The 20659-nt window shown below is 59.6% G+C and carries 25 protein-coding genes; 14 read left to right on the top strand and 11 right to left on the bottom strand.

Annotated elements, in window-relative coordinates; translation table 11 throughout:
* Positions 1 to 210: 210 nt before the first annotated feature.
* The 5 genes from AB4P97_RS00315 to AB4P97_RS00295 all read right to left on the bottom strand — a co-directional run bounded on the left by AB4P97_RS00315 (position 211) and on the right by AB4P97_RS00295 (position 4143).
* A complete protein-coding gene (locus AB4P97_RS00315) occupies positions 211 to 1122 on the bottom strand; it encodes an SDR family oxidoreductase (protein ID WP_008084967.1) in 912 nt (303 codons plus the stop codon).
* 143 nt (positions 1123 to 1265) lie between these two features.
* Positions 1266 to 2168: an alpha/beta fold hydrolase gene (locus AB4P97_RS00310; RefSeq protein WP_047299795.1), complete on the bottom strand. Its 903-nt coding sequence runs from the start codon at positions 2166 to 2168 to the stop codon at positions 1266 to 1268.
* Positions 2168 to 2950 (bottom strand): class II aldolase/adducin family protein, encoded by a 783-nt coding sequence (locus tag AB4P97_RS00305; RefSeq protein WP_042557705.1) that lies wholly within the window; start codon positions 2948 to 2950, stop codon positions 2168 to 2170. Before AB4P97_RS00305 ends, AB4P97_RS00310 begins: the two co-directional genes overlap by 1 nt.
* Before the next feature lie 130 nt (positions 2951 to 3080).
* Positions 3081 to 3767 carry an LrgB family protein gene (locus AB4P97_RS00300; protein ID WP_042557704.1) on the bottom strand — a complete coding sequence of 229 codons (687 nt, stop codon included), beginning with the start codon at positions 3765 to 3767 and terminating at the stop codon, positions 3081 to 3083.
* Positions 3757 to 4143 carry a CidA/LrgA family protein gene (locus AB4P97_RS00295; RefSeq protein WP_042557703.1) on the bottom strand — a complete coding sequence of 129 codons (387 nt, stop codon included), beginning with the start codon at positions 4141 to 4143 and terminating at the stop codon, positions 3757 to 3759. The genes AB4P97_RS00300 and AB4P97_RS00295 overlap by 11 nt, the downstream gene beginning before the upstream one ends.
* A 94-nt stretch (positions 4144 to 4237) precedes the next feature.
* Here AB4P97_RS00295 and AB4P97_RS00290 point away from each other — a divergent pair, with 94 nt between their 5' ends.
* Positions 4238 to 5125: a LysR family transcriptional regulator gene (locus tag AB4P97_RS00290; protein WP_047299793.1), complete on the top strand. Its 888-nt coding sequence runs from the start codon at positions 4238 to 4240 to the stop codon at positions 5123 to 5125.
* Here AB4P97_RS00290 and AB4P97_RS00285 read toward each other — a convergent pair.
* Positions 5115 to 5573, bottom strand: coding sequence for a flavodoxin (locus AB4P97_RS00285; RefSeq protein ID WP_042557701.1), 459 nt, complete (start codon positions 5571 to 5573; stop codon positions 5115 to 5117). The two genes, AB4P97_RS00290 and AB4P97_RS00285, sit on opposite strands and share 11 nt — an antisense overlap.
* A gap of 153 nt (positions 5574 to 5726) precedes the next feature.
* Between AB4P97_RS00285 and AB4P97_RS00280 the strand changes: the two genes are divergently transcribed.
* Together AB4P97_RS00280 and AB4P97_RS00275 are read left to right on the top strand one after the other, a co-directional pair.
* Positions 5727 to 6185, top strand: coding sequence for a PAS domain-containing protein (locus tag AB4P97_RS00280; protein ID WP_042557700.1), 459 nt, complete (start codon positions 5727 to 5729; stop codon positions 6183 to 6185).
* Between the two features lie 72 nt (positions 6186 to 6257).
* Entirely contained in the window at positions 6258 to 6863 is a 606-nt protein-coding gene (locus tag AB4P97_RS00275) for a hypothetical protein (protein WP_042557699.1), read from the top strand.
* Positions 6864 to 6866: 3 nt separating this feature from the next.
* Here the strand turns inward: AB4P97_RS00275 and AB4P97_RS00270 are convergent, their stop codons facing one another.
* Positions 6867 to 7826 carry a MerR family transcriptional regulator gene (locus AB4P97_RS00270; protein ID WP_042557698.1) on the bottom strand — a complete coding sequence of 320 codons (960 nt, stop codon included), beginning with the start codon at positions 7824 to 7826 and terminating at the stop codon, positions 6867 to 6869.
* A 209-nt stretch (positions 7827 to 8035) separates the two neighbouring features.
* Between AB4P97_RS00270 and AB4P97_RS00265 the strand changes: the two genes are divergently transcribed.
* The 6 genes from AB4P97_RS00265 (at position 8036) to AB4P97_RS00240 (ending at position 11137) form a co-directional block, all read left to right on the top strand.
* Positions 8036 to 8611: an antibiotic biosynthesis monooxygenase gene (locus tag AB4P97_RS00265; RefSeq protein ID WP_042557697.1), complete on the top strand. Its 576-nt coding sequence runs from the start codon at positions 8036 to 8038 to the stop codon at positions 8609 to 8611.
* Positions 8612 to 8747: 136 nt separating this feature from the next.
* Positions 8748 to 9458 (top strand): dihydromonapterin reductase, encoded by a 711-nt coding sequence (gene folM / locus AB4P97_RS00260; RefSeq protein WP_395601921.1) that lies wholly within the window; start codon positions 8748 to 8750, stop codon positions 9456 to 9458.
* A gap of 22 nt (positions 9459 to 9480) precedes the next feature.
* A complete protein-coding gene (gene folE / locus AB4P97_RS00255) occupies positions 9481 to 10041 on the top strand; it encodes a GTP cyclohydrolase I FolE (protein ID WP_042557695.1) in 561 nt (186 codons plus the stop codon).
* On the top strand, positions 10042 to 10413 hold the full coding sequence (folX, locus tag AB4P97_RS00250; RefSeq protein ID WP_016771653.1) for a dihydroneopterin triphosphate 2'-epimerase: 372 nt from the start codon (positions 10042 to 10044) through the stop codon (positions 10411 to 10413).
* A gap of 96 nt (positions 10414 to 10509) precedes the next feature.
* On the top strand, positions 10510 to 10806 hold the full coding sequence (locus tag AB4P97_RS00245) for a DUF1244 domain-containing protein (protein WP_042557694.1): 297 nt from the start codon (positions 10510 to 10512) through the stop codon (positions 10804 to 10806).
* Positions 10799 to 11137: a HopJ type III effector protein gene (locus AB4P97_RS00240; RefSeq protein WP_047299789.1), complete on the top strand. Its 339-nt coding sequence runs from the start codon at positions 10799 to 10801 to the stop codon at positions 11135 to 11137. Before AB4P97_RS00245 ends, AB4P97_RS00240 begins: the two co-directional genes overlap by 8 nt.
* Positions 11138 to 11322: 185 nt before the next feature.
* Here the strand turns inward: AB4P97_RS00240 and trxB are convergent, their stop codons facing one another.
* Positions 11323 to 12285, bottom strand: coding sequence for a thioredoxin-disulfide reductase (gene trxB / locus AB4P97_RS00235; RefSeq protein WP_042557693.1), 963 nt, complete (start codon positions 12283 to 12285; stop codon positions 11323 to 11325).
* 310 nt (positions 12286 to 12595) lie between these two features.
* Between trxB and cysZ the strand changes: the two genes are divergently transcribed.
* Positions 12596 to 13348, top strand: coding sequence for a sulfate transporter CysZ (gene cysZ / locus AB4P97_RS00230; protein WP_047299788.1), 753 nt, complete (start codon positions 12596 to 12598; stop codon positions 13346 to 13348).
* Positions 13349 to 13402: 54 nt separating this feature from the next.
* Complete coding sequence (locus AB4P97_RS00225; protein ID WP_395601920.1) at positions 13403 to 14602, top strand: glycosyltransferase family 4 protein; 1200 nt, start codon at positions 13403 to 13405, stop codon at positions 14600 to 14602.
* A 136-nt stretch (positions 14603 to 14738) separates the two neighbouring features.
* Here the strand turns inward: AB4P97_RS00225 and AB4P97_RS00220 are convergent, their stop codons facing one another.
* The 3 genes from AB4P97_RS00220 to AB4P97_RS00210 form a co-directional block, all read right to left on the bottom strand.
* Positions 14739 to 15842, bottom strand: coding sequence for an NADH:flavin oxidoreductase (locus AB4P97_RS00220; protein ID WP_261736750.1), 1104 nt, complete (start codon positions 15840 to 15842; stop codon positions 14739 to 14741).
* Between the two features lie 181 nt (positions 15843 to 16023).
* Positions 16024 to 16506 carry a glutathione peroxidase gene (locus AB4P97_RS00215; protein WP_042557689.1) on the bottom strand — a complete coding sequence of 161 codons (483 nt, stop codon included), beginning with the start codon at positions 16504 to 16506 and terminating at the stop codon, positions 16024 to 16026.
* A gap of 123 nt (positions 16507 to 16629) precedes the next feature.
* Positions 16630 to 17115 carry a peptidylprolyl isomerase gene (locus tag AB4P97_RS00210; RefSeq protein WP_042557688.1) on the bottom strand — a complete coding sequence of 162 codons (486 nt, stop codon included), beginning with the start codon at positions 17113 to 17115 and terminating at the stop codon, positions 16630 to 16632.
* On the opposite strand from AB4P97_RS00210, the gene AB4P97_RS00205 reads away from it, so the two are divergent.
* Genes AB4P97_RS00205 through AB4P97_RS00195 form a run of 3 tightly spaced genes read left to right on the top strand, consistent with a single transcriptional unit; the run spans position 17084 to position 20476 of the window.
* Positions 17084 to 17410, top strand: a complete 327-nt coding sequence (locus tag AB4P97_RS00205) for a DUF3565 domain-containing protein (protein ID WP_042557687.1) — start codon at positions 17084 to 17086, stop codon at positions 17408 to 17410. The two genes, AB4P97_RS00210 and AB4P97_RS00205, sit on opposite strands and share 32 nt — an antisense overlap.
* Positions 17411 to 17470: 60 nt before the next feature.
* The gene (gene pta, locus AB4P97_RS00200; protein ID WP_042557686.1) at positions 17471 to 19570 is read left to right on the top strand and encodes a phosphate acetyltransferase; all 2100 of its coding nucleotides are present in this window, start codon (positions 17471 to 17473) and stop codon (positions 19568 to 19570) included.
* Positions 19571 to 20476 carry an acyltransferase gene (locus AB4P97_RS00195; protein WP_042557685.1) on the top strand — a complete coding sequence of 302 codons (906 nt, stop codon included), beginning with the start codon at positions 19571 to 19573 and terminating at the stop codon, positions 20474 to 20476.
* Positions 20477 to 20659 lie beyond the last annotated feature (183 nt).

Below are 20659 nucleotides of genomic sequence, written 5' to 3'. Positions count from 1 at the left end.
TTCAGGCCACTGTTGACAGATTTCAGATGAATCGATGATTCGGTTTATCGCCCCGGTGTTCACTGACGTTGATTTGTAGCTCCTTGATCCAACGTCTTACCTTGGCCGCTGCGTTTGCAGCGGCCTTTTTTATGGGTGATCGATTTTCAGGCAGAGGAGGCAGTACGGGGCGACAGGACTTGAGCAGGCCCTGTCGAAGAGCAATCGCGATCAGAGTGAATACTTCTGCAAATTCGCCATCATCTCCTTCAGTGCCTCAATATTGTCCTTCGGATGCGCCGCCCCTTCGAAATCACAAATCTGCTGCCAGTGCGCCGCTACATCTTCCGGCGAGAAGCCTTCGCGCGGATCGAACCCGGCACCGAGGCTGCGTTCCCAGCGCACCTTGCCCATCCAGCCACCGCCGACTTCGAACAACCCGGAAGTCTCCTGGCACTGCTCACTGGCCAGATACACCACCAACGGGCTGACCAGTTCCGGTTTCAGTTGCTCGAACACTTGCGGCGGGATCAGTCCTTCGGTCATGCGCGTGCCGCCGGTTGGCGCGATGGCGTTCACGAGGATGTTGTTCTTGCGGCCCTCGATGGCCAAAGTGCGGGTCAGCCCGTATAGACCGAGCTTGGCCATGCCGTAGTTGGACTGGCCGAAATTGCCGTAGATGCCTGAAGTTGAAGCAGTGAAGATCACTCGGCCGTAGTTTTGCTCGCGCAGGTGCGGCCATGCGGCGCGGGTGACTTTGTAGGCGCCTTCGACGTGGACGCGGTAAACCAGATCCCAGTCGGCGTCGTCCATTTTGTGGAAGGTCTTGTCGCGCAGGATGCCGGCGTTGTTGACCACCACGTCGACGCGGCCGAAGACGTCGAGGGCGTTTTGCACGAGTTTGTCGCCGTCAGTGACGGAGTCGTGGTTGGCTTCGGCGGTGCCGCCGGCTTCACGGATTTCGGCGACGACGCGGTCGGCAGCGGAGGCATTGGCGCCTTCGCCCTGAGTCGAGCCGCCGAGGTCGTTGACCAGCACCTTGGCGCCCTGTTTGGCGAACAGCAAAGCGTGCGCCCGTCCGAGGCCGCCGCCGGCTCCGGTGACAATCACGACTTTATCTTCGAAACGCACAGACTCATTCATCGCGGCAACTCCAGCAGGCCAAGGACAGTGACCCCGAGTGTCAGGCACGGGGCTTTCGGTCACAACGAACACGGCTGGGGCTGAATGGTGCGCGATAAGGCTGGGGGATGATGTGCAGCGCAATTAAAAGACCAAAAGATCTGTCAGGAACACGCCACTTTGCGCGGTGGCAGCGCAAAACGGTCACGAAACGCCAGGTAGTGCTTGAGCACGTGCACCGGCGCTTCGATCTGCGGATAGTGGCCAATATTCGGCAACAGCACGGTGTCGGCATCCGGTATCAATTCCCGGTAGCGCTCGACCATGTGCGCACCCGAGACCGGATCGACTTCACCATCGATCACCCGCATCGGCACTTCGCCGCGCTGCATCGCCGCCACCCAGCGATCACGCTGCTCCCGCCGTTCGGGGATGTAGTTAATCAGCTTGTGCATGATGCGCGGGCCGTGATTGCTGTCGACCAGGCTCCAGAAATCGTCCAGCTCGCTCTCGGTCGGCCCGGTCAGCGGACCGAAAATCTGGCGAAAGCTTTTCACCAATGCATCGCGGGTAAAGGCACGGCCGATCATCCAGCCCAACGGACTTAGCAACAGTTTTTGCATCAGTACTGGACGATGGGTTTCCGGAAACAAACCACCGTTGAGGAACACGCAACTGGCGACTTCGATTTTGTCTTCGTAGTGCCGGGCTAGCAGCTCCTGCGCGACGCTATCGCCATAATCGTGAGCGAGGATGTGAACAGGCTGTTCGACCTGCAAATGCGCGAGCAACGCCTGTTGCAGATCGGCCTGCTCAAGCAGGCTGTAGCGGTGATTGGCCGGTTTGGCCGAATCGCCGAAACCCAGCATGTCGCAAGCGATCACTCGATAACGCTGGGCCAGTGGTTGCCACAGGTAATGCCAATCCCAACTGGCGGTCGGGAAGCCATGGATCAGCAGCAGCGGCTCACCCTGCCCCGTCATCCAGTAACGGATCGTCTGACCTCGAAAGACAAACGTCTGGCTGCGTTTACGCCAGACACACAGTGGAATCTCGGCAAGAGGCATTAGAGTTTATATCCAGGGTCGTGTTTATCGAGTTTGCGCAGCAGAGCCGGCCAGGCCAGCGCTCCACCCATGCCTTGAGCACTTTTGGTCACGCCGGCGATCATTGCCTTGGCGCCTGCCAGAATCTGCGGTTCGATGGCGATCAGTTCAGCGCCGCCGGTCTGGGCCATCACCTGAATGTCGCAGGCGCGCTGGAAGGTGAACATCATCAGGAAGGTATCAGCGATGGTGCCGCCACAGGTCAGCAGACCGTGGTTATGCAGCATGAGGAAATTGTTCTCGCCGAGGTCGGCCTGCAAGCGCGCCTTTTCTTCGTGGTTCAGCGCCACGCCCTCGTAGCCGTGATACGCCAGGCTCGACAGCACGAACAGCGACTGTTGGCTGATCGGCAACACGCCTTGCCTTTGCGCCGACACCGCCACGCCCGAAGCGGTGTGCGTATGCAGCACGCAAACCACATCGTGCCGCACTTCATGCACGGCGCTGTGAATGGTGTAGCCCGCCGGGTTGATTTCGTAGGGGCTGTCCATGAGTTTGTTGCCGGCCTGATCGACTTTCACCAGGCTCGACGCGGTGATTTCGTGGAACATCAGGCCGAACGGATTGATCAGAAAATCTTCGGTGCCCGGCACCTTGGCAGAAATGTGCGTGAAGATCAGATCGTCCCAGCCATGCGACGCGACCAGACGATAGCAAGCGGCGAGATCGACGCGGGTCTGCCACTCGGCGGCGCTGACCTGCTCTTTGACATTAAGGGACGACTGGACGGGGGCTACGCTCACTGTGTGCACCTCTGCGTTCTTATTGTTCTGCTCGTGTCAGCAGTCTAGTCGGCGCAGTCGATCGCGTAGTTGCATTGCCAGCCAGCTTGATGACTGAACGGGTCAGCCATGCAAACTCCTTGGATCCATGTCAAAGCAACGACGCCAACAAAGGTGCGGCGAACAGATTGAGCAAGCCGGTCAAGACCATCACCAGGCCCGCCACGGAGCCTTCTTCGCCGCCCACTTCATGGGCCCGGCTGACACCGGCGCCGTGCGCACCGACACCAAACAGCGCGCCGCGCGCCAAGGCACTGCGCAACGGCAGCCACTTCAGCAACACGCCACCGAGCATCGCGCCAAACACGCCAGTGAACATCACGAACACCGCGGTCAGTTCCGGCACGCCCCCCAGATCCTGGGCCATAGGCATGGCAAACGGCGTGGTAATCGAGCGCGGCACCAGTGACATCGTCACCGAACTGTCGAGCGCCAGCGCCTTGGCCAGGCCGAACGAGGTCGCGATCGACGCAGTACTGCCGGCCAGCATGCCCAGCAGCAACGCCGACCAGTGCCGCATCAACAAGCGCCGCTGCTGCCAGATCGGCACGGCGAAGGCGACGGTAACAGGACCGAGCACCAGCATCAGCCAGTGGGTATTGCTCGAGTATTCGGCGTAAGCGGTGTGCAGCGGCACGGCGAGCGCCAGCAGCAGCGCCGGCACCAGAATCAGCGGCGACAACAGATAACGCCCGGTGCGGCGATAAATCCAGCGGCTGAACAGGTAAGCCAACAGCGTGAAGGCCAGCCAGAACATCGGCATCAGTTCAAGTTTCATGGGAACGCCTCATGCGCACGGCCAGTTCCACGGTGAACGCGGTCACCAGCATCACCATCAACGTGCTGGCAGCAATGACCAGCAGGATCCGCCAGCCGTCATTGCGCAGCAAAGTGCCGTAATCGAGCAGGCTCATCAGCGCAGGAATGAAGAACAGCAGCATCTCGGCCATCAGCAAGCCAGCGCCCAATTGCAATGCCGCCGGTTTGACCCAACCGAAAGCGAAAGCGAGCAGCAACAGCACCATGCCGATCACACCCCCGGGAATGGGCCAGGCCAGCCATACCGCCAGCTGACAGCCGAGCAGGTAAAGACCGAGCAGCACGGCGAGTTCGGTCACCAGGCGGGAAAGGTATTTGAGGGTAGCGGTGTTCATGATCAGCTCCTTACAGAGGCTCATTTTACGAAGCGCTCTACCATCCCTAAAGCGAATTGTTAGACTCACAACCATTCCAAAATGGAATCCTCTTATGGAATTCAAACAGCTGCGCAGTTTTGTCGAAGTCATGCATCAGGGCGGTTTCACTCAAGCCGCAAAAACCTTGCACATCAGCCAGTCGGCCGTGAGCAAACAAGTCGCACAGCTGGAGCAAAGCATTGGCACGCCATTGCTTGAGCGCCTTGGCTCACAACTGCGCCTGACGGCCGCCGGCAGCGTGGTATTGCAACGCGCCGAAGGCATGCTGCGTCTACGTAATGAGTTGCTCAGCGAACTGGATGACCTGAGTCAGCTGGCGCGTGGGGAACTGCGCCTCGGTTTGCCGTTGCTGGGCAGCGATGCGCTGTTCGCCGGAGCATTCGCCGAATACCGACGGCGCTATCCGAACATCAGCATTCAGCTGCTTGAGGGCGGCAGTCGCAACATCGAGCAAGCGGTGTTGAGTGGCGAACTGGAGTTGGGCGGCAGCCTGATGCCGAAGGATGCGCAGTTCGACTGTCAGCCGTTTTGCGACGAAAAACTCGACGCCCTGCTGCCGGTGGATCATCCACTGGCGAATCGGGGCGAGATCGGGCTGGAGGAGTTGGCCGACACGCCGTTCCTGCTGTATCAACGCAGCTTCGTGCTCAATGACCGCTTGCTCCAGGCGTGTCAGCAAATGGGCTTTACGCCCAAGGAAGGCGGGCGCAGTGGTCAGGCGGATTTTCTCGCGGCGCTGGTCGCCGCCGGGCAAGGCGTGGTGCTGTTGCCCAGCGTCGTGGCGCGCGGTCTGGTGCGACCAGGCGTCGTACGCCTGGCCTTGCGAGCGCCGGATTATTTGCGCTGGGACATCGCTTTCATCTGGCGCCACGGCGCCTATCTGTCGAAGGCCGCGCAAGCCTGGCTGGCGCTGCTGCGCGAGCGGGCGATCAGCCCTTGAGCGCGCCGATCAGATCCGCCAGCCACGGCTCGGCGTCGGTTTCCGGGGTGACGCTTTCGCTGGCATCGAGGCGCAGCATGTCTTGCACTTCACGCAGGCCGAGCTCGCTGAAAAACAGTTCGCGCATTTGCTCACCGCCACCGCAGAAGGTGTCGCCGTAACTCGCATCGCCCAAGGCAATCACCGCACCGGGCAAACCACGCCAGGCGGCCGGCAATTGATCGCGGATCATCGAATACAACGGTTGCAGGTTGTCCGGCAACTCGCCCATGCCGGTGGTCGAGGTCACGGCGAGAAACGCTTCAGGCGCGAAAGCCTGAACCTCGGCCAGACTGGCGCGCGAGCTGTAGAAGGTTTCAAAGCCAGCGGCTTTCAGCAGGTTCTGGGCGTGGCGGGCGACTTCTTCGGCGGTGCCGTAGACCGAACCGGAGAGGATGGCGACTTTCATCAATCTGATCCTGAAGCTGAAAAAAAGAACGGCGATAGTAACAGCCTCAGCCGTGAAGTTGCGATTCGCTCTCAATGAGCGCTGATGGCCTATGGACAGGCATCGCCGATCTTCTAGAATGCGTGCCACTGACAGCTCTGAGGGGAATCACGGATGATCAGCGCCAGTTTGCTGCAAATGATGATCAACGCATCGAACGACGGAATTTCGGTCGCGGAAAGGGAGGGCGAACGGGACAACATCCTGATTTACGTCAACCCGGCCTTCGAACGCCTGACCGGTTACACCAGCGAAGAAACCCTCTACCAGGACTGCCGTTTTCTGCAGGCCGGAGACCGTGACCAGGAGAGCCTGAAATTCATCCGCGAAGCATTGCGTACCAACGGCTCGTGCCGGGAGGTGTTGCGTAACTACCGCAAGGACGGCACGCCGTTCTGGAGTGAATTGTCGCTTTCAACGGTAAAAAATGCCGACGACGGGCAGACGTACTTTATCGGCGTGCAAAAGGATGTGACGATTCAGGTCAAGGCTCAGCAACGTGTCGCGCAGCTGGAAGCCAAGGTCGCTGCCCTGGAAGCGGAAATCGCCGCTTTGAAAGCGACAAACGGTTAAAACAAACCATCGAACTTGTTGTCATTAACTACAATCACCAATGACTTTGTAACTATTCCTTTCGAGTTAGCCATGCAACGCGACGCACTCCTGACCCAGGATGAGCTGGATTTTATCCAGACCATGCAGCACAACCCGCAGCTCAATGTGCGGGATGCGACGTCGAGCCTGCTGGTTAACGGCGGTTCGCAAATCCGTGATTTGCTCACACGTCTGGCCGCTCACGAACAAGTGACTATTCAGGCCAACTTCGAAAACCAGCAAATGACGTTTCCGCTGCATCTGGTGGAAGACGAGTTTCATGCGCTGCACCTGCGTCTCGGTGTGCCAAGCATCTACGAAGATGGCCCGATGGTTCGTCCGTGGCGGCTGGCACTTGAAGAGCCGGTGGCGCTGGAGAATGCCAAAGGTCAGGCGGGCACGCTGTGGGTTCACGAGGTTTCACACAAAGGCGTACTGCTGGAAGTGCGCAACAAGACCAAACCGCCCAAGCACTTCGCGCTGTGGTTCAGCCCTTCGGGTTATGAGCGGATCGCATTGCGCGGCAGTTTCGAGCGCGAAACCGAAAGTGGTTTCTACGCCTACGAACTTAGCCAGACAGACAGCGACGAAACCGAGCGTCTTCGACAATTCATCCTGCAGCAACATCGTTTGACACACCCTGCCCTGCACACCTGATTCTCAGGTATCAAGCTTCCCCGCCAGAAACTGAGTCATGCGCTGACGCATGTTCGCCCCTTCATTACCCAGGCACGCCACTGATGTTCCGGCCAGGCTCTCTTGCGCCAGATCAGACGCATCGCCAGCGAGCATCAGCTGACAATCAAGACTTAAGGCGAGTCGATTCAGACGCCGGGGCAAATCGGCACTCGGGGCGTGATTGGAAAACAGCACCAGTGCGTCAGGTTTGGTCTTTTCGCAAATGAGGGTCAGCTCATCGAGCGGCTGGCCGGTGGTCAACACCCGAACGCCTGAGTCATTGCCACTCAGAAACAATGCCGCCACCAGCAACTCAAGCTCCCGGCATTGCCCGGCCAGTGCACTGACGATCACCCGTCGCGGTTGCGAGCCACGCAGGGTGATGATCCGATGCAACACACGCGCCCGAAGAAATCCGTCAAAGAACAGCCATTCGCTGGTCTGCCCGAAGGCATCCTGACGCTGCAACAATTGCAGCCATAACGGCATCAGGATGTCTTGAAATACAACGGGCAACGCATAAGAAGAAAAGATCTGACCGTAGACCTGGTCCAGTAGCTGATCATCGAAAGAGCTGATCGCCTGCTGGAGTTGCACCTGCCATTGCAGATAGTCGGCTTGCACCAGTTCATCGGGAATGATGTGCGCGAGGACTTTCAGCGGTTCGGTCTTGGCGAGGATCTTGCCGATCTTGCTGACCGCCACACCGCGATCAATCCAGTCGACGATGCTGCGAACACGCTCGATTTCGGTCATCGAATACAGCCGATGCCCACTGTCGGTGCGCACCGGCTGGATCAAGCCATAGCGACGTTCCCAAGCGCGCAGGGTGACCGGATTGACCCCTGTCACCTTCGCGACTTCGCGGATAGGGAAAAGGTCCTCGCACTCAAGCGCAGCAGATGTCTGAGAATCAGCGTGCGCGTCTGTCATCACAGGCATTTGGCCAACTTCCGGTCTTGTGAATTGGATCCCATTCTACCTCTGATGCCCTGTTTGCGTTCAAGTGGAGATATGCGACGAAAGTCTCTGGTTTAAACACGAAAATCAGGAATAATCCTTGCTTGCCGAAAAGCGCAGGCCTCCACCCCGGCCTTGCGTCAGGCGAAACTCCTACCCGGAGTGACGCAATCGAGATACGGAGATACACAATGTCTACTTCCCCCGTCACGCTGATGGTTGCGCGTCGCGTCGCCGATGGCCGCTATCAGGATCTGATCGCCTGGCTGCGCGAAGGCGAACAACTGGCCACCGATTTCCCCGGTTATCTGGGCTCCGGCGTGCTCGCACCGCCGCCTGGCGATAACGAATTCCAGATTATCTTCCGTTTTGTCGATGAACAGACTTTGCATGCCTGGGAGCATTCGGCCTCGCGTACCGCCTGGCTGGATCGTGGCAGCGATCTGTTTGCCCATCCCAAAGAGCATCGTGTCAGTGGCATCGAAGGCTGGTTCGGTACAAGCGTAGTCGGCCAGCGCCCGCCGCGCTGGAAACAGGCGATTGCGATCTGGCTGGCATTCTTTCCGGTGTCGCTGTTGTTCAATTTTGTCGTGGGCCCGTTGCTCGCTGACATGAGCCTTTTGCCGAAAGTGTTGATCAGCACGGCGTGCCTGACGCCGCTGATGGTTTATTTCTTTATCCCGTTGTCGACGCGGTTGCTGGCGAACTGGTTGAACAGCACGCCGGCGCGTCCGTTGCCGGTTACGCCGTCCGCGCAGAACCGCTAAAAGATCGCGGCCTCGTTGCACTCGAGTGCTCCTGCACAGCTGCAACATTTACGCAGTGCAGGAGCTGGCGAAGGCTGCGATCTTTTCAGGCCCGCCGCTGTTATAGTTTTTGCACCCACCGCGACGCGAGCCGTTCATGACTACAACCTCCGCCCCGATCCTGATCACTGGCGCCGGCCAACGCGTCGGTCTGCACTGCGCGCAACGTTTGCTCGAAGACGGCTACAGCATCATTTTCACCTACCGCAGCGATCGTCCCGGGGTGCAAACGCTGCGTGATCTGGGCGCCGTAGGGGTATTCGCGGATTTCTCCAGCGAAGCCGGCATCCTCGCGTTCATCGCCGAACTGCACACCCACACCGACAGCCTGCGGGCAATCGTGCATAACGCCTCCGACTGGCTCGCGGAAACCCCAGGCAGCGAAGCCGAAGCGTTCAACCGCATGGTCAACATCCACATGCTCGCGCCCTATCTGATCAACCTGCACTGCGCCGACCTGCTCAAGCAGTCGACACCCGCTGACATCATCCACATCAGCGACGATGTCACCCGCAAAGGCAGCAGCAAACACATCGCCTATTGCGCCAGCAAAGCCGGGCTCGACAGCCTGACCCTGTCCTTCGCCGCCCGTTATGCGCCGGCGATCAAGGTCAACGGCATTGCGCCGGCCCTGCTATTGTTCAATCCCGACGACGACGCGGCGTACCGCGCCAAGGCCTTGGCCAAATCCGCGCTGGGCATCGAACCCGGCAGCGAAGTGATCTACCAGAGCCTGCGCTACCTGCTCGACAACCCTTACGTCACCGGCACGACCCTGACCGTCAATGGCGGAAGGCACGTCAAATAACGCTGTCCCGCGAGGATGTTCGATGACCCGCTCCCTGCCCGAGAACTACCGTGAAATCCTCATTGGCCTCGGTGAAGATCCCGACCGTGAAGGATTGCTCGATACGCCGGCGCGGGCGGCCAAGGCCATGCAATACCTGTGTCACGGCTACGAGCAGAGCGTGGACACGATCGTCAATGGCGCGCTGTTTGCCTCTGACAGCGACGAGATGATCATCGTCGCCGACATCGAGTTGTACTCATTGTGCGAACATCACCTGCTGCCCTTCATCGGCAAGGCCCATGTGGCTTATATTCCCACTGGCAAAGTGCTGGGGCTGTCGAAGATCGCGCGACTGGTGGACATGTTCGCCAGACGCCTGCAAATTCAGGAAAACCTCACCCGGCAAATTGCCGATGCGGTGCAACAGGTTACCGATGCCGCCGGTGTTGCGGTGGTCATCGAGGCCAGACACATGTGCATGATGATGCGCGGTGTCGAAAAACAGAATTCGACCATGAACACCTCGGTCATGCTCGGCGCCTTCCGCGACTCGAGCAACACCCGTCAGGAGTTCCTGCAATTGATTGGACGGAGCAAGTAAATGCCACAACTTCAGCCGGGAATGGCGCGTATCCGGGTCAAGGATCTGCGCTTGCGTACCTTTATCGGGATCAACGAGGACGAAATCCTCAACAAGCAGGATGTGCTGATCAACCTGACCATCCTGTACGCCGCGCAAGAAGCGGTGCGTGACAATGACATCGACCACGCGCTCAATTACCGCACCATCACCAAGGCAATCATCGCCCACGTCGAGGGCAATCGTTTTGCCCTGCTCGAGCGCCTGACCCAGGAATTGCTCGATCTGGTGATGACCAACGCATCGGTGCTGTACGCCGAAGTCGAAGTCGACAAGCCACACGCGCTGCGATTTGCCGAGTCGGTGTCAATCACGCTTGCAGCGAGCCGCTAGCTTCAAGCTTCAAGCGCCAAGCTGTAAACTTCGTATCACCGCCAACCATCTTGCAGCTTGAAGCTCGTCGCTTGAAGCTGTCTCGCAGAGACTCCCATGAACGAGCAACAACGCCTCGAACTCGAAGCCGCCGCCTTCCGCCGGCTGGTCGCGCACCTGGACAGCCGCAAGGACGTGCAGAACATCGACCTGATGAACCTCGCCGGGTTCTGCCGCAACTGCCTGTCGAAGTGGTACAAGGCCGAAGCCGACGAGCGCCAGATCGAGGTCAGCCTCGACGACGCCCGTGAAGTGGTTTACGGCATGCCGTACGCCGAGTGGAAAGCCCAATTTCAGCAAGAAGCCAGCGCTGAGCAACAAGCGGCGTTCGCCAAAGGAAAAACCCATGAGTGACCTGAACACCCTGCGCGCCAGCCTCAAGAGCGGCGAACACGCTTTCGCCGACACCCTGGCCTTCATCGCCGCGGGCTATGACTACCAGCCTCAGGCGTTCAACAACGGTGGCGTGGAAAACGCCGCCGGGCAGAACGAAGGCTCGTGCAAGACCCTGGGTCTGGCGCTGCTGGAAGGCTTGAGTGACGAAGAAGCGCTGCTGGCGTTCGGCGAGCATTACCGCTCGGTAGTGGCCACGCCTGAGGGCAGTGATCACGGCAATATTCGGGCGTTGATCCAGCATGGCCTGGCCGGCGTGAAATTCACCGCCCAGCCCCTGACCCGCCGCTAACTTCAGCTGCAAACCCAATTCCTGTGGGAGCGAGCCTGCTCGCGAATACGGACTGACATTCGACATTGATGTCGACTGAAACAGCGCATTCGCGAGCAGGCTCGCTCCCACACTGGAACTGTGTTGAACCTGAAACCCGAGCACAAAAAAACCGGCCAATCGGCCGGTTTTTTTATGTCTGCGATTTAGAACGAAGCGTTCTGCAGACCGTCCAGGTAACGCTCGGTGTCCAGTGCCGCCATGCAACCGGCGCCGGCCGAGGTGATGGCCTGACGGTAAACATGGTCGGCCACGTCGCCGGCGGCGAAGATGCCTTCTACGCTGGTCGCAGTGGCGTTGCCGTCGCGGCCGCCCTGCACTACCAGATAACCGTCTTTCAAGGTCAACTGGCCTTCGAACAGCGAGGTGTTCGGAGTGTGGCCAATGGCGATGAACACGCCGTCGACAGTGATTTCGTCGAAGCTGCCGTCGTTGTTCTTCAGACGTGCACCGGTCACGCCCATGTTGTCGCCCAACACTTCGTCGAGGGTGGCGTTGAGCTTGAGGATGATCTTGCCTTCAGCCACGCGAGCGTTGAGCTTGTCGATCAGGATCTTCTCGGCACGGAAGGTTTCGCGACGGTGGATCAGGGTCACGGTGCTGGCGATGTTGGCCAGGTACAGGGCCTCTTCAACAGCGGTGTTGCCGCCGCCAACCACTGCAACCGGTTTGTTGCGGTAGAAGAAACCGTCGCAGGTCGCGCAGGCCGAAACGCCTTTGCCCATGAACGCTTCTTCCGACGGCAGGCCCAGGTAACGAGCGCTGGCACCGGTGGCGATGATCAGGGCGTCGCAGGTGTAGGTCGCGCTGTCGCCGGTCAGGCTGTATGGCTTGGAAGCGAAGTCGACGGCGTTGATGTGATCGAAAACGATCTCGGTTTCAAAACGCTCGGCGTGCTCGCGCATGCGCTCCATCAGCACCGGACCGGTCAGACCGTGGACGTCACCCGGCCAGTTGTCGACTTCGGTGGTAGTGGTCAGTTGACCGCCAGCCTGCATGCCGGTGATCAGCAGTGGCTTGAGGTTGGCGCGCGCGGCATACACCGCAGCGCTATAACCGGCAGGGCCGGAACCGAGAATGATCACTCGCGAATGACGGACTTCAGACATGAATCTGCTCCTGTTGACCGGCCAATACAGCTGGCGCGGACGCCGGACTGCCGGCGGAATAAAAAAGGACTGTGGATAACCTTGGGGAAGGCATGAGCTCGACAGTCCTGTAAAAAGTTGGGTGCAGCGTATCGAGGGGGGCAAGATTAAGGAAATACGGTTTAACAATCCAGCTCATAGGTGGTCTCTATGCCGAGACACTGACGAGAAGGACGTCTTTGTTACAGTGAATGTCGATCGCTCTACCGCGCTTTCGCACGTGGTGCAAAGTCGGTAAGGTCGGCGCGTTTTCCCTTGCTCGGAGCACCCTATGCCCGCCCCTGTTCTGTCTGGCCCGCAATACCTGCGTGAAGGCCTCAAACTGGTTCTCAGTCCCGGCTTGCGCCTGTTCGTGTTGCTGCCGCTGGCGATCAACCTTGTGCTGTTCGTCGGATTGATCTATCTGGCCGGCCACCAGTTCAGCCTGTGGGTCGACACGCTGATGCCATCGCTGCCCGAGTGGCTGAGTTTCCTCAGTTATATCCTGTGGCCGCTGTTCGTGGTGCTGGTGGCGTTGATGGTGTTTTTCACGTTCACCATGCTGGCCAATATCATTGCTGCGCCGTTCAACGGTTTCCTCGCGGAAAAAGTCGAAGTGGTGGTGCGTGGCACCGACGACTTCCCGGCCTTCAGCTGGGGTGAGCTGGTCGCCATGGTCCCGCGTACCCTGGCCCGGGAAATGCGCAAACTCGGCTACTTCCTGCCTCGGGCGCTCGGCCTGTTCATTCTCTCGTTCATCCCCGTGGTGAACATCATCGCCGCGCCGCTGTGGCTGTTGTTCGGCGTGTGGATGATGGCGATCCAGTACATCGACTACCCGGCGGACAACCACAAACTGGGCTGGAACGAGATGCTCGCCTGGCTGCGCGAGAAGCGCTGGCAGAGCATGAGCTTCGGCGGGATCGTGTATCTGGTGCTGCTGATTCCGGTGGTCAACATCCTGATGATGCCGGCCGCGGTGGCTGGGGCAACGTTGTTTTGGGTACGTGAGCGCGGTGCCGAGAATCTCGTGACTCAGCGCTGAGGCGCTCAAAAACAGCCCGTCACAAATCCATCATCCGAACGTCACAAGCACGACATGGCCTCAGCCGACACTGAGGTCATGACGACAGCTCTACATATCACTCTGATCAGCGAAACCTTCCCACCGGAAATCAACGGCGTGGCCAACACCCTTGGCCGCTTGTGCGATGGACTGCGAGCGCGTGGACATCGGGTCGACCTGATACGCCCACGTCAGGCCGGCGATCCGCAGCGTACTGAAGACGATGGCTTGCTCCTGTGCCGGGGCTGGCCGCTGCCGGGCTATCCAGGATTGCAATGGGGCCAGTCGTCGATGCACAAGTTGCTGCGGCGCTGGAAGCACCAGCGTCCGGACGTGCTGTACATCGCCACTGAAGGCCCGCTCGGTCTGTCGGCGTTGCGAGCGGCGCGGCGTCTGGGGATTTCGGTGGTCAGTGGCTTCCATACCAATTTCCAGCAATACACCAGCCAGTACGGCCTCGGCTTGCTGACGCGGCTCCTGACGCATTATTTGCGCTGGTTCCACAACCGTTCGGCGCTGACACTGGTGCCGAGTATCAGTCAGCGACTCGAACTGGAGCGGCGGCATTTCGAACGACTGGCGTTGCTGTCCCGCGGTGTGGACAGCCAGTTGTTTCACCCGGCCAAACGCCTGAACGCCCTGCGTGAGCAATGGGGGCTAGGCGAGCGCGATATTGCGGTGATTCACGTAGGAAGGCTCGCGCCAGAGAAAAACCTCGGTTTGCTCAAACGCTGCTTTGAAAAGCTGCGCGACACTTATCCACAGCGCACTCTGAAGCTGATCGTGGTCGGCGACGGGCCGCAACGCATGGCGCTGGAGAAAGATTTGCCCGAGGCGATTTTCTGCGGGTCGCAGCGCGGTGAAGCGCTGGCCGCGCACTATGCGTCCGGCGATGTGTTTCTGTTTCCGAGCCTGACCGAAACCTTTGGCAATGTCGTGCTCGAAGCGCTGGCCTCAGGGCTTGGCGTGGTGGCCTACGATCAGGCAGCGGCGGCGCAGCATATTCGCCACGGCTACAGCGGCGTGCTGGCGATGCCGGGCGATGAAGAGGCGTTTTGCGATGCGGCGGCGTGGTTGCTGGAGAAGTATGAAACGTTGCGCTGCGTGCGCCTGAATGCGCGCCAGCATGCGAGTCGCCAGGGGTGGGCGGCGATTATCGAGCAGTTTGAAGGGCATTTGCGGGGGGCTTGCGTCGGGGAGCAGGTTGTCCCTAATGCACAGACATTGCCATAGATCTTTACTGGTCTTGAAGCCACCTTCGCGAGCAGGCTCGCTCCCACAAGGGATCTCCAGTGAACACAGGATTTGTGAATACCGGCGAAACCTGTGGGAGCGAGCCTGCTCGCGAAGGGGTCAGTAATGGCGCCGCTTAAACCAGCGTCATCAACGCTTCACGGCTGAACGGCAGAATGTCCTGCTCACGCCCTTCGCGCACTTTCAGTGCCCAATCCGGATCGACCAGCAGTGCGCGCCCCACCGCGACCAGATCGAATTCCTCTTTGTTCAGACGCTCGAGCAGGTTCTCCAGACTGGCCGGCTCTGCGACCTTGTCGGTGTTGACCATGAACTGCAGGAACTCGCCATCCAGGCCTACGCTGCCGACAGTGATGGTCGGTTTGCCGGTCAGCTTGCGCGTCCAGCCAGCCAGGTTCAGCTCGGAGCCGTCGAATTCCGGCTCCCAGAAACGCCGCGTCGAGCAGTGGAAAATGTCCACGCCAGCGTCGGACAGCGGCTTGAGGAACTCACCCAAGGCTTCCGGGGTTTGCACCAGCCGTGCGGTGTAATCCTGCTGTTTCCATTGCGAGAAACGGAAGATGATCGGGAAACCCTCGCCGACGGCTGCACGCACAGCCTGAATCAGCTCGATGGCAAAGCGCGAACGGTTGGCCAGACTGCCGCCGTATTCGTCAGTGCGCTGGTTGCTGCCTTCCCAGAAGAACTGGTCGACCAGATAACCATGGGCGCCGTGGATTTCCACGCCGTCCATGCCGATGCTTTGGGCATCCTTGGCCGCTTGGGCGAAGGCGCCGATCACGTCCTGGATGTCCTGCTTGGTCATGCCGTGCACTACGACCTGACCGTCCTTGAGTTTTTCCGACGGACCATAAGCCGGCACGCTGGCGTCCGGTTCGGTGCCGATGCGGCGCACGCTACCGACGTGCCACAGCTGCGGAACGATCTTGCCGCCCTCGGCATGTACCGCGTCGACGACTTTTTTCCAACCGGCCAAGGGTGCTTCACCAAAGAACTGCGGCACATTCGGGTAACCGTTGGACGCAATATGGCCGACGGTGGTGCCTTCAGTGATGATCAGACCGACGCCAGCAGCAGCGCGACGGCGGTAGTACTCGATGACTTTGGAGTTCGGCACGCCACCCGGAGAAAACGAACGGGTCATCGGTGCCATGACTACACGGGTCGGCAGTTCGAGAGTGCCGAGGTGGAACGGTTTGAACAGGGCTTGAACCGGCATGGGAAGACTCCGCAGGGAATGACTTTATGACGGCGATAATATTGATCGGCGAGCGCCTTGAACAGCACTATTGATCTGAATGATTAAGGGATAGAAACGAAAAGATCGCAGCCCCAGCAGTCCCCTGTAGGAGCTGCCGAAGGCTCGGGCCGCGATCGGACGATCTCTTGATCGTGATGGGTTAGCCCAGCGCTTTCTCGATTGCAGCAATCACGGTCGGATCATCCGGCGCCGTGCGCGGCGAGAACCGGGCAAGCACGCGACCGTCCTTGCCAAGCAGGAACTTCTCGAAATTCCAGGTGATGTCACCAGGAAACTCCGCGCCCTCGCCCGCCAGCAGCCGATAGAGCTGATGACGCTCGTGACCATTGACTTCGAGCTTGCTCGACAAAGGGAACGTCACGCCATAGTTGAGGCTGCAGAAATCCTGGATTTCCTGTTCGGTGCCTGGCTCCTGACCGGCAAACTGGTTGCACGGCAGGCCCAATACACTGAAGCCTTTACCCTTGAATTGCTGGTAGAGGTTTTCCAGCGCCGCGTACTGTGGGGTCAACCCGCATTTGGAGGCGACGTTGACCACCAGCACGACTTGGCCCTTGAAGGGCGCCAGCGGTAGCTCCTGACCATCCAGGGCTGTCAACTTAAGGTCGTGAAAAGCACTCATGACGAACTCCAGATTCCCGTGTTCTACTCGAAACAGCCACTTGGCGAGACCACCAAGGACAGCCGCGGACTAAAAAAGGCGCCCGCAGGCGCCTCTCCAGTACTCGAAGCTTAGCGCAGAAAATCAGTGCTGATGGCCACCTTCGCCATGGACGTGACCATGAGCGACTTCTTCCTGGCTGGCATCACGGATAGCAACGATCTTCACTTTGAAGTTCAGACGCTGACCGGCCAATGGGTGGTTGCCGTCGACAGTGACGTCGTCGCCGTCCAGATCACGGATGGTGACGATTTGCATCTGGCCGTCCGGCGCCGAAGCGTGGAACTGCATGCCAACTTCCAGCTCGTCAACGCCTTCGAACATGCTGCGGCTCAGGGTGCTGACCAGTTCGGCAGCGTATTCGCCGTAAGCGTCTTCCGGTTCAACGGAAACTTCCAGTTCGTCACCAACAGCTTTGCCATCCAGGGCTTTTTCCAGGCCCGGGATGATATTGCCTGCGCCTTGCAGGTAGACCAGCGGAGCGCCGCCGGCGGAGCTGTCGATGACCTCACCAGCGTCGTTGGTCAGGGTATAGTCGATGGAGACAGCCTTATTGGCGGCGATCAGCATGGGGCGAGACCTTTTGCAGAAGAATATAGAAAGACCAAGTTTAGCGAAGCAAACGCGCGAAAGCGAACACAACCCGGACAAACGGGATTCGACGATTACCGGCTTCCATCAGGACGAGGACGGTCACTGGGTGGCCGAGCTTTCCTGTGGCCACACTCAGCACCTGCGCCACCAGCCACCGTGGCAATCGCGCGCGTGGGTGCTGGACCCGGCGCAACGTATTGAAAAAATAGGCCAACCCTTTGCCTGCGGTTGGTGCGCTCAAGGCTCGGTTAGCGATAACCTTGGCGCCTGAATTTCGGTAGGCAGTCACGTATAGATCGCCACCATTGCCATGCACCCTTAGAGAATTCGCATGCAAACTTTTTTTATCGCACCCACCGATTTTGGTGTGGGTCTGACCTCCATCAGCCTCGGGCTGGTGCGTACGCTGGAGCGGGCCGGGCTGAAAGTCGGTTTCTTCAAACCGATCGCCCAACCGCATCCGGGCGACACCGGCCCTGAGCGCTCCACCGAACTGATGGCGCGCACCCACGGCCTGAAACCACCACAGCCGCTGGGTCTGGCCCATGTCGAGCGGATGCTGGGCGATGGCCAGCTCGATGAGCTGCTCGAAGAAATCATCACCCTGTATCAGCAAGCAGCCGTCGGCAAAGACGTGCTGGTGGTTGAAGGCATGGTGCCGACCCGCAGCGCCAGTTACGCCGCACGGGTCAACCTGCACCTGGCGAAAAGTCTGGACGCCGAAGTGATTCTGGTCTCGGCGCCGGAAAACGAAGTGCTCGCCGAACTCTCCGGTCGCGTCGAATTGCAGGCGCAATTGTTCGGAGGTCCGAAGGACCCGAAAGTCCTCGGCGTGATCCTCAACAAGGTCAAGACCGACGAGAGCATGGAAGCGTTTGCCGCACGTCTGAAGGAGCACTCGCCGTTGCTGCGCAGCGGTGATTTCCGTCTGCTCGGCTGCATCCCGTTCCAGCCTGAACTCAATGCGCCGCGGACCCGCGATGTCGCCGACCTGATGGGCGCACAAGTGCTCAACGCCGGCGACTATGAAACCCGCCGGATGACCAAAATCATCATTTGCGCACGCACCATGCGCAACACCGTCGAGCTGCTCAAGCCCGGTGTGCTGGTGGTGACGCCGGGGGATCGTGACGACATCATCCTTGCGGTCAGCCTCGCGGCGATCAACGGCGTGCCGCTGGCCGGCCTGTTGCTGACCAGCGACACCCTGCCCGATCCGCGCATCATGGATTTGTGCCGTGGCGCCTTGCAGGCCGGACTGCCGGTGTTGTCGGTGAGCACGGGCTCCTACGACACCGCCAACCTGCTCAACGGCTTGAACAAGGAAATCCCGATCGATGACCGCGAACGTGCGGAGATCATCACCGATTTCGTCGCCAGCCACCTCGACGCCAACTGGCTGCACCAGCGCTGCGGTACACCGCGCGAGATGCGCCTGTCGCCGGCGGTGTTCCGTTATCAACTGATTCAGCGCGCCCAGGCCGCCAACAAACGCATCGTCCTGCCTGAAGGCAGCGAGCCATTCACCGTGCAGGCGGCGGCGATTTGTCAGGAACGCGGGATAGCCCGTTGTGTGTTGCTGGCCAAACCCGAAGACGTCGAAGCGGTCGCCCGCGCCCAAGGCATCGTATTGCCGCCGGGGCTGGAGATTCTCGATCCGGATCTGATCCGCGAGCGCTACGTCGAGCCGATGGTTGCCCTGCGCAAGACCAAAAGCCTCAACGCCCCAATGGCCGAGCAGCAACTGGAAGACACCGTGGTGATCGGCACCATGATGCTCGCGCTGGATGAAGTCGACGGCCTGGTTTCCGGCGTGATCAACACCACCGCCAATACCATCCGTCCGGCCCTGCAACTGATCAAGACCGCGCCGGGCTGCACGCTGGTGTCGTCGGTGTTCTTCATGCTGTTCCCGGAGGAAGTGCTGGTCTACGGCGACTGCGTGATGAACCCGCACCCGAGCGCCACCGAACTGGCAGAGATCGCCCTGCAAAGCGCCGACTCGGCCGCAGCATTCGGCATCACCCCGCGCGTGGCGATGATCAGTTACTCCAGCGGCGAATCGGCCACTGGCGAGGAAGTCGAGAAAGTCCGCGAGGCCACCCTGCTCGCCCACGAACAACAGCACTCGCTGCTGATCGATGGCCCGCTGCAATACGACGCCGCCGCCAACGAAACCGTCGCTCGGCAACTGGCACCGAACAGCCCGGTGGCCGGTCGCGCCACAGTGTTTGTGTTCCCCGATCTGAACACCGGCAACACCACACACAAAGCTGTGCAGCGCAGCGCCGACTGCGTCAGCCTCGGCCCGATGCTGCAAGGCCTGCGCAAACCGGTGAACGACCTGCCGCGCGGCGCGCAAGTCGACGACATCGTCTACACCATCGCCCTCACCGCGATTCAAGCCGCCAACCGACCTATGGATGTGTAAATGCTGGATTTCCTACCTGCGCCGCTGCGTGGCGTGATCGCCTCACTGTTGTTGGCGCTCAATACGATTCTGCTGTGCTCGTTCCTGTTCTGCGTGGCGCTGATCAAGGCCTTGCCGTTCGCCTTCACCCAGCGCATCGCCGGTTGGCTGATGAGCCACACCCACGAAGCGTGGATCAGCAATAACAAGGGCTGGATGAACCTGGTGCGCCGCACGCGCTGGCACATCAGCGGTCTGCAAGGTCTCGACTACAACCACTCCTATCTGATTACCAGCAACCATCAGAGCTGGGTCGACATTCTGGTGCTGCAATACGTACTCAACCGTCGCATCCAGCCGCTGAAGTTCTTCCTCAAGCAAGAACTGATCTGGGTGCCGGTGATTGGTCTGGCGTGGTGGGCGCTGGGCTTCCCGTTCATGAAGCGCTACTCCAAGGCCTATCTGGAAAAACACCCGGAGAAAAAAGGCAAAGACCTCGAAACCACCCGCAAGACCTGCGCGAAATTTCGCAACAACCCGGTGGGAATCTTCAACTTCGTCGAAGGCACGCGCTTCACCACTGGCAAGCATGCGCAGCAACAGTCGCCGTTCAAATACCTGCTCAAGCCGAAGGCTGGTGGCATTGCGTTCGTGCTGGATGCAATGGGCGAACAGTTGGAGTCGATCGTCAACGTGACCATCCACTACCCAGCCGGGCGCCCGGGATTTTGGGATTTACTTTGCGGCAACGTGCGAGACGTAGTGGTGCACTTTGAAGAGCTGAAGATTCCTCAGCAGTTCATCGGCAAGAATTACGATCAGGACGGTGAGTATCGTTTGCAGTTCCAGGGCTGGATCAATCAGCTGTGGCTGGATAAAGACGCGCTGCTCGAACAGATGCACCGCGAGTATCCAGCGAAGTCTTGAAGCGTCTGTTCTGACCTCATCGCTGGCAAGCCAGCTCCCACAGGTTTCTCTGCCTTACACAAAATTTGTGTGCGCTGAAAATCCCTGTGGGAGGTGGCTTGCCAGCGATAGCCATCTTAAGGTCACAAAAAAGCCCGCCGATGATTGCACATCGGCGGGCTTTTTCTTGCAGCTTGAAACCAG

The sequence above is a fragment of the Pseudomonas sp. A1230 genome, assembly GCF_044218825.1.
In the GTDB taxonomy this organism is placed as follows: Bacteria; Pseudomonadota; Gammaproteobacteria; order Pseudomonadales; family Pseudomonadaceae; genus Aquipseudomonas; species Aquipseudomonas iridis.
The sequence above is the reverse complement of the archived record's forward strand: the minus strand, read 5'-3'. Positions and strand labels throughout refer to the sequence as shown.

Excerpts from the sequence above, each read along its gene's own strand:
- AB4P97_RS00285 (WP_042557701.1), bottom strand. The coding sequence starts at position 5,573 with ATGAAAGTCGCCATCCTCTCCGGTTCGGTCTACGGCACCGCCGAAGAA.
- AB4P97_RS00265 (WP_042557697.1), top strand. The coding sequence starts at position 8,036 with ATGTCTACTTCCCCCGTCACGCTGATGGTTGCGCGTCGCGTCGCCGAT.
- AB4P97_RS00290 (WP_047299793.1), top strand. The coding sequence starts at position 4,238 with ATGGAATTCAAACAGCTGCGCAGTTTTGTCGAAGTCATGCATCAGGGC.
- AB4P97_RS00220 (WP_261736750.1), bottom strand. The coding sequence starts at position 15,842 with ATGCCGGTTCAAGCCCTGTTCAAACCGTTCCACCTCGGCACTCTCGAA.
- AB4P97_RS00195 (WP_042557685.1), top strand. The coding sequence starts at position 19,571 with ATGCTGGATTTCCTACCTGCGCCGCTGCGTGGCGTGATCGCCTCACTG.
- AB4P97_RS00280 (WP_042557700.1), top strand. The coding sequence starts at position 5,727 with ATGATCAGCGCCAGTTTGCTGCAAATGATGATCAACGCATCGAACGAC.
- folM (WP_395601921.1), top strand. The coding sequence starts at position 8,748 with ATGACTACAACCTCCGCCCCGATCCTGATCACTGGCGCCGGCCAACGC.
- trxB (WP_042557693.1), bottom strand. The coding sequence starts at position 12,285 with ATGTCTGAAGTCCGTCATTCGCGAGTGATCATTCTCGGTTCCGGCCCT.
- folE (WP_042557695.1), top strand. The coding sequence starts at position 9,481 with ATGACCCGCTCCCTGCCCGAGAACTACCGTGAAATCCTCATTGGCCTC.
- AB4P97_RS00270 (WP_042557698.1), bottom strand. The coding sequence starts at position 7,826 with ATGCCTGTGATGACAGACGCGCACGCTGATTCTCAGACATCTGCTGCG.
- AB4P97_RS00205 (WP_042557687.1), top strand. The coding sequence starts at position 17,084 with ATGGAGACAGCCTTATTGGCGGCGATCAGCATGGGGCGAGACCTTTTG.
- AB4P97_RS00275 (WP_042557699.1), top strand. The coding sequence starts at position 6,258 with ATGCAACGCGACGCACTCCTGACCCAGGATGAGCTGGATTTTATCCAG.
- AB4P97_RS00315 (WP_008084967.1), bottom strand. The coding sequence starts at position 1,122 with ATGAATGAGTCTGTGCGTTTCGAAGATAAAGTCGTGATTGTCACCGGA.
- AB4P97_RS00225 (WP_395601920.1), top strand. The coding sequence starts at position 13,403 with ATGGCCTCAGCCGACACTGAGGTCATGACGACAGCTCTACATATCACT.
- pta (WP_042557686.1), top strand. The coding sequence starts at position 17,471 with ATGCAAACTTTTTTTATCGCACCCACCGATTTTGGTGTGGGTCTGACC.
- AB4P97_RS00300 (WP_042557704.1), bottom strand. The coding sequence starts at position 3,767 with ATGAAACTTGAACTGATGCCGATGTTCTGGCTGGCCTTCACGCTGTTG.
- AB4P97_RS00245 (WP_042557694.1), top strand. The coding sequence starts at position 10,510 with ATGAACGAGCAACAACGCCTCGAACTCGAAGCCGCCGCCTTCCGCCGG.
- AB4P97_RS00240 (WP_047299789.1), top strand. The coding sequence starts at position 10,799 with ATGAGTGACCTGAACACCCTGCGCGCCAGCCTCAAGAGCGGCGAACAC.
- folX (WP_016771653.1), top strand. The coding sequence starts at position 10,042 with ATGCCACAACTTCAGCCGGGAATGGCGCGTATCCGGGTCAAGGATCTG.
- AB4P97_RS00295 (WP_042557703.1), bottom strand. The coding sequence starts at position 4,143 with ATGAACACCGCTACCCTCAAATACCTTTCCCGCCTGGTGACCGAACTC.
- cysZ (WP_047299788.1), top strand. The coding sequence starts at position 12,596 with ATGCCCGCCCCTGTTCTGTCTGGCCCGCAATACCTGCGTGAAGGCCTC.
- AB4P97_RS00215 (WP_042557689.1), bottom strand. The coding sequence starts at position 16,506 with ATGAGTGCTTTTCACGACCTTAAGTTGACAGCCCTGGATGGTCAGGAG.
- AB4P97_RS00210 (WP_042557688.1), bottom strand. The coding sequence starts at position 17,115 with ATGCTGATCGCCGCCAATAAGGCTGTCTCCATCGACTATACCCTGACC.
- AB4P97_RS00310 (WP_047299795.1), bottom strand. The coding sequence starts at position 2,168 with ATGCCTCTTGCCGAGATTCCACTGTGTGTCTGGCGTAAACGCAGCCAG.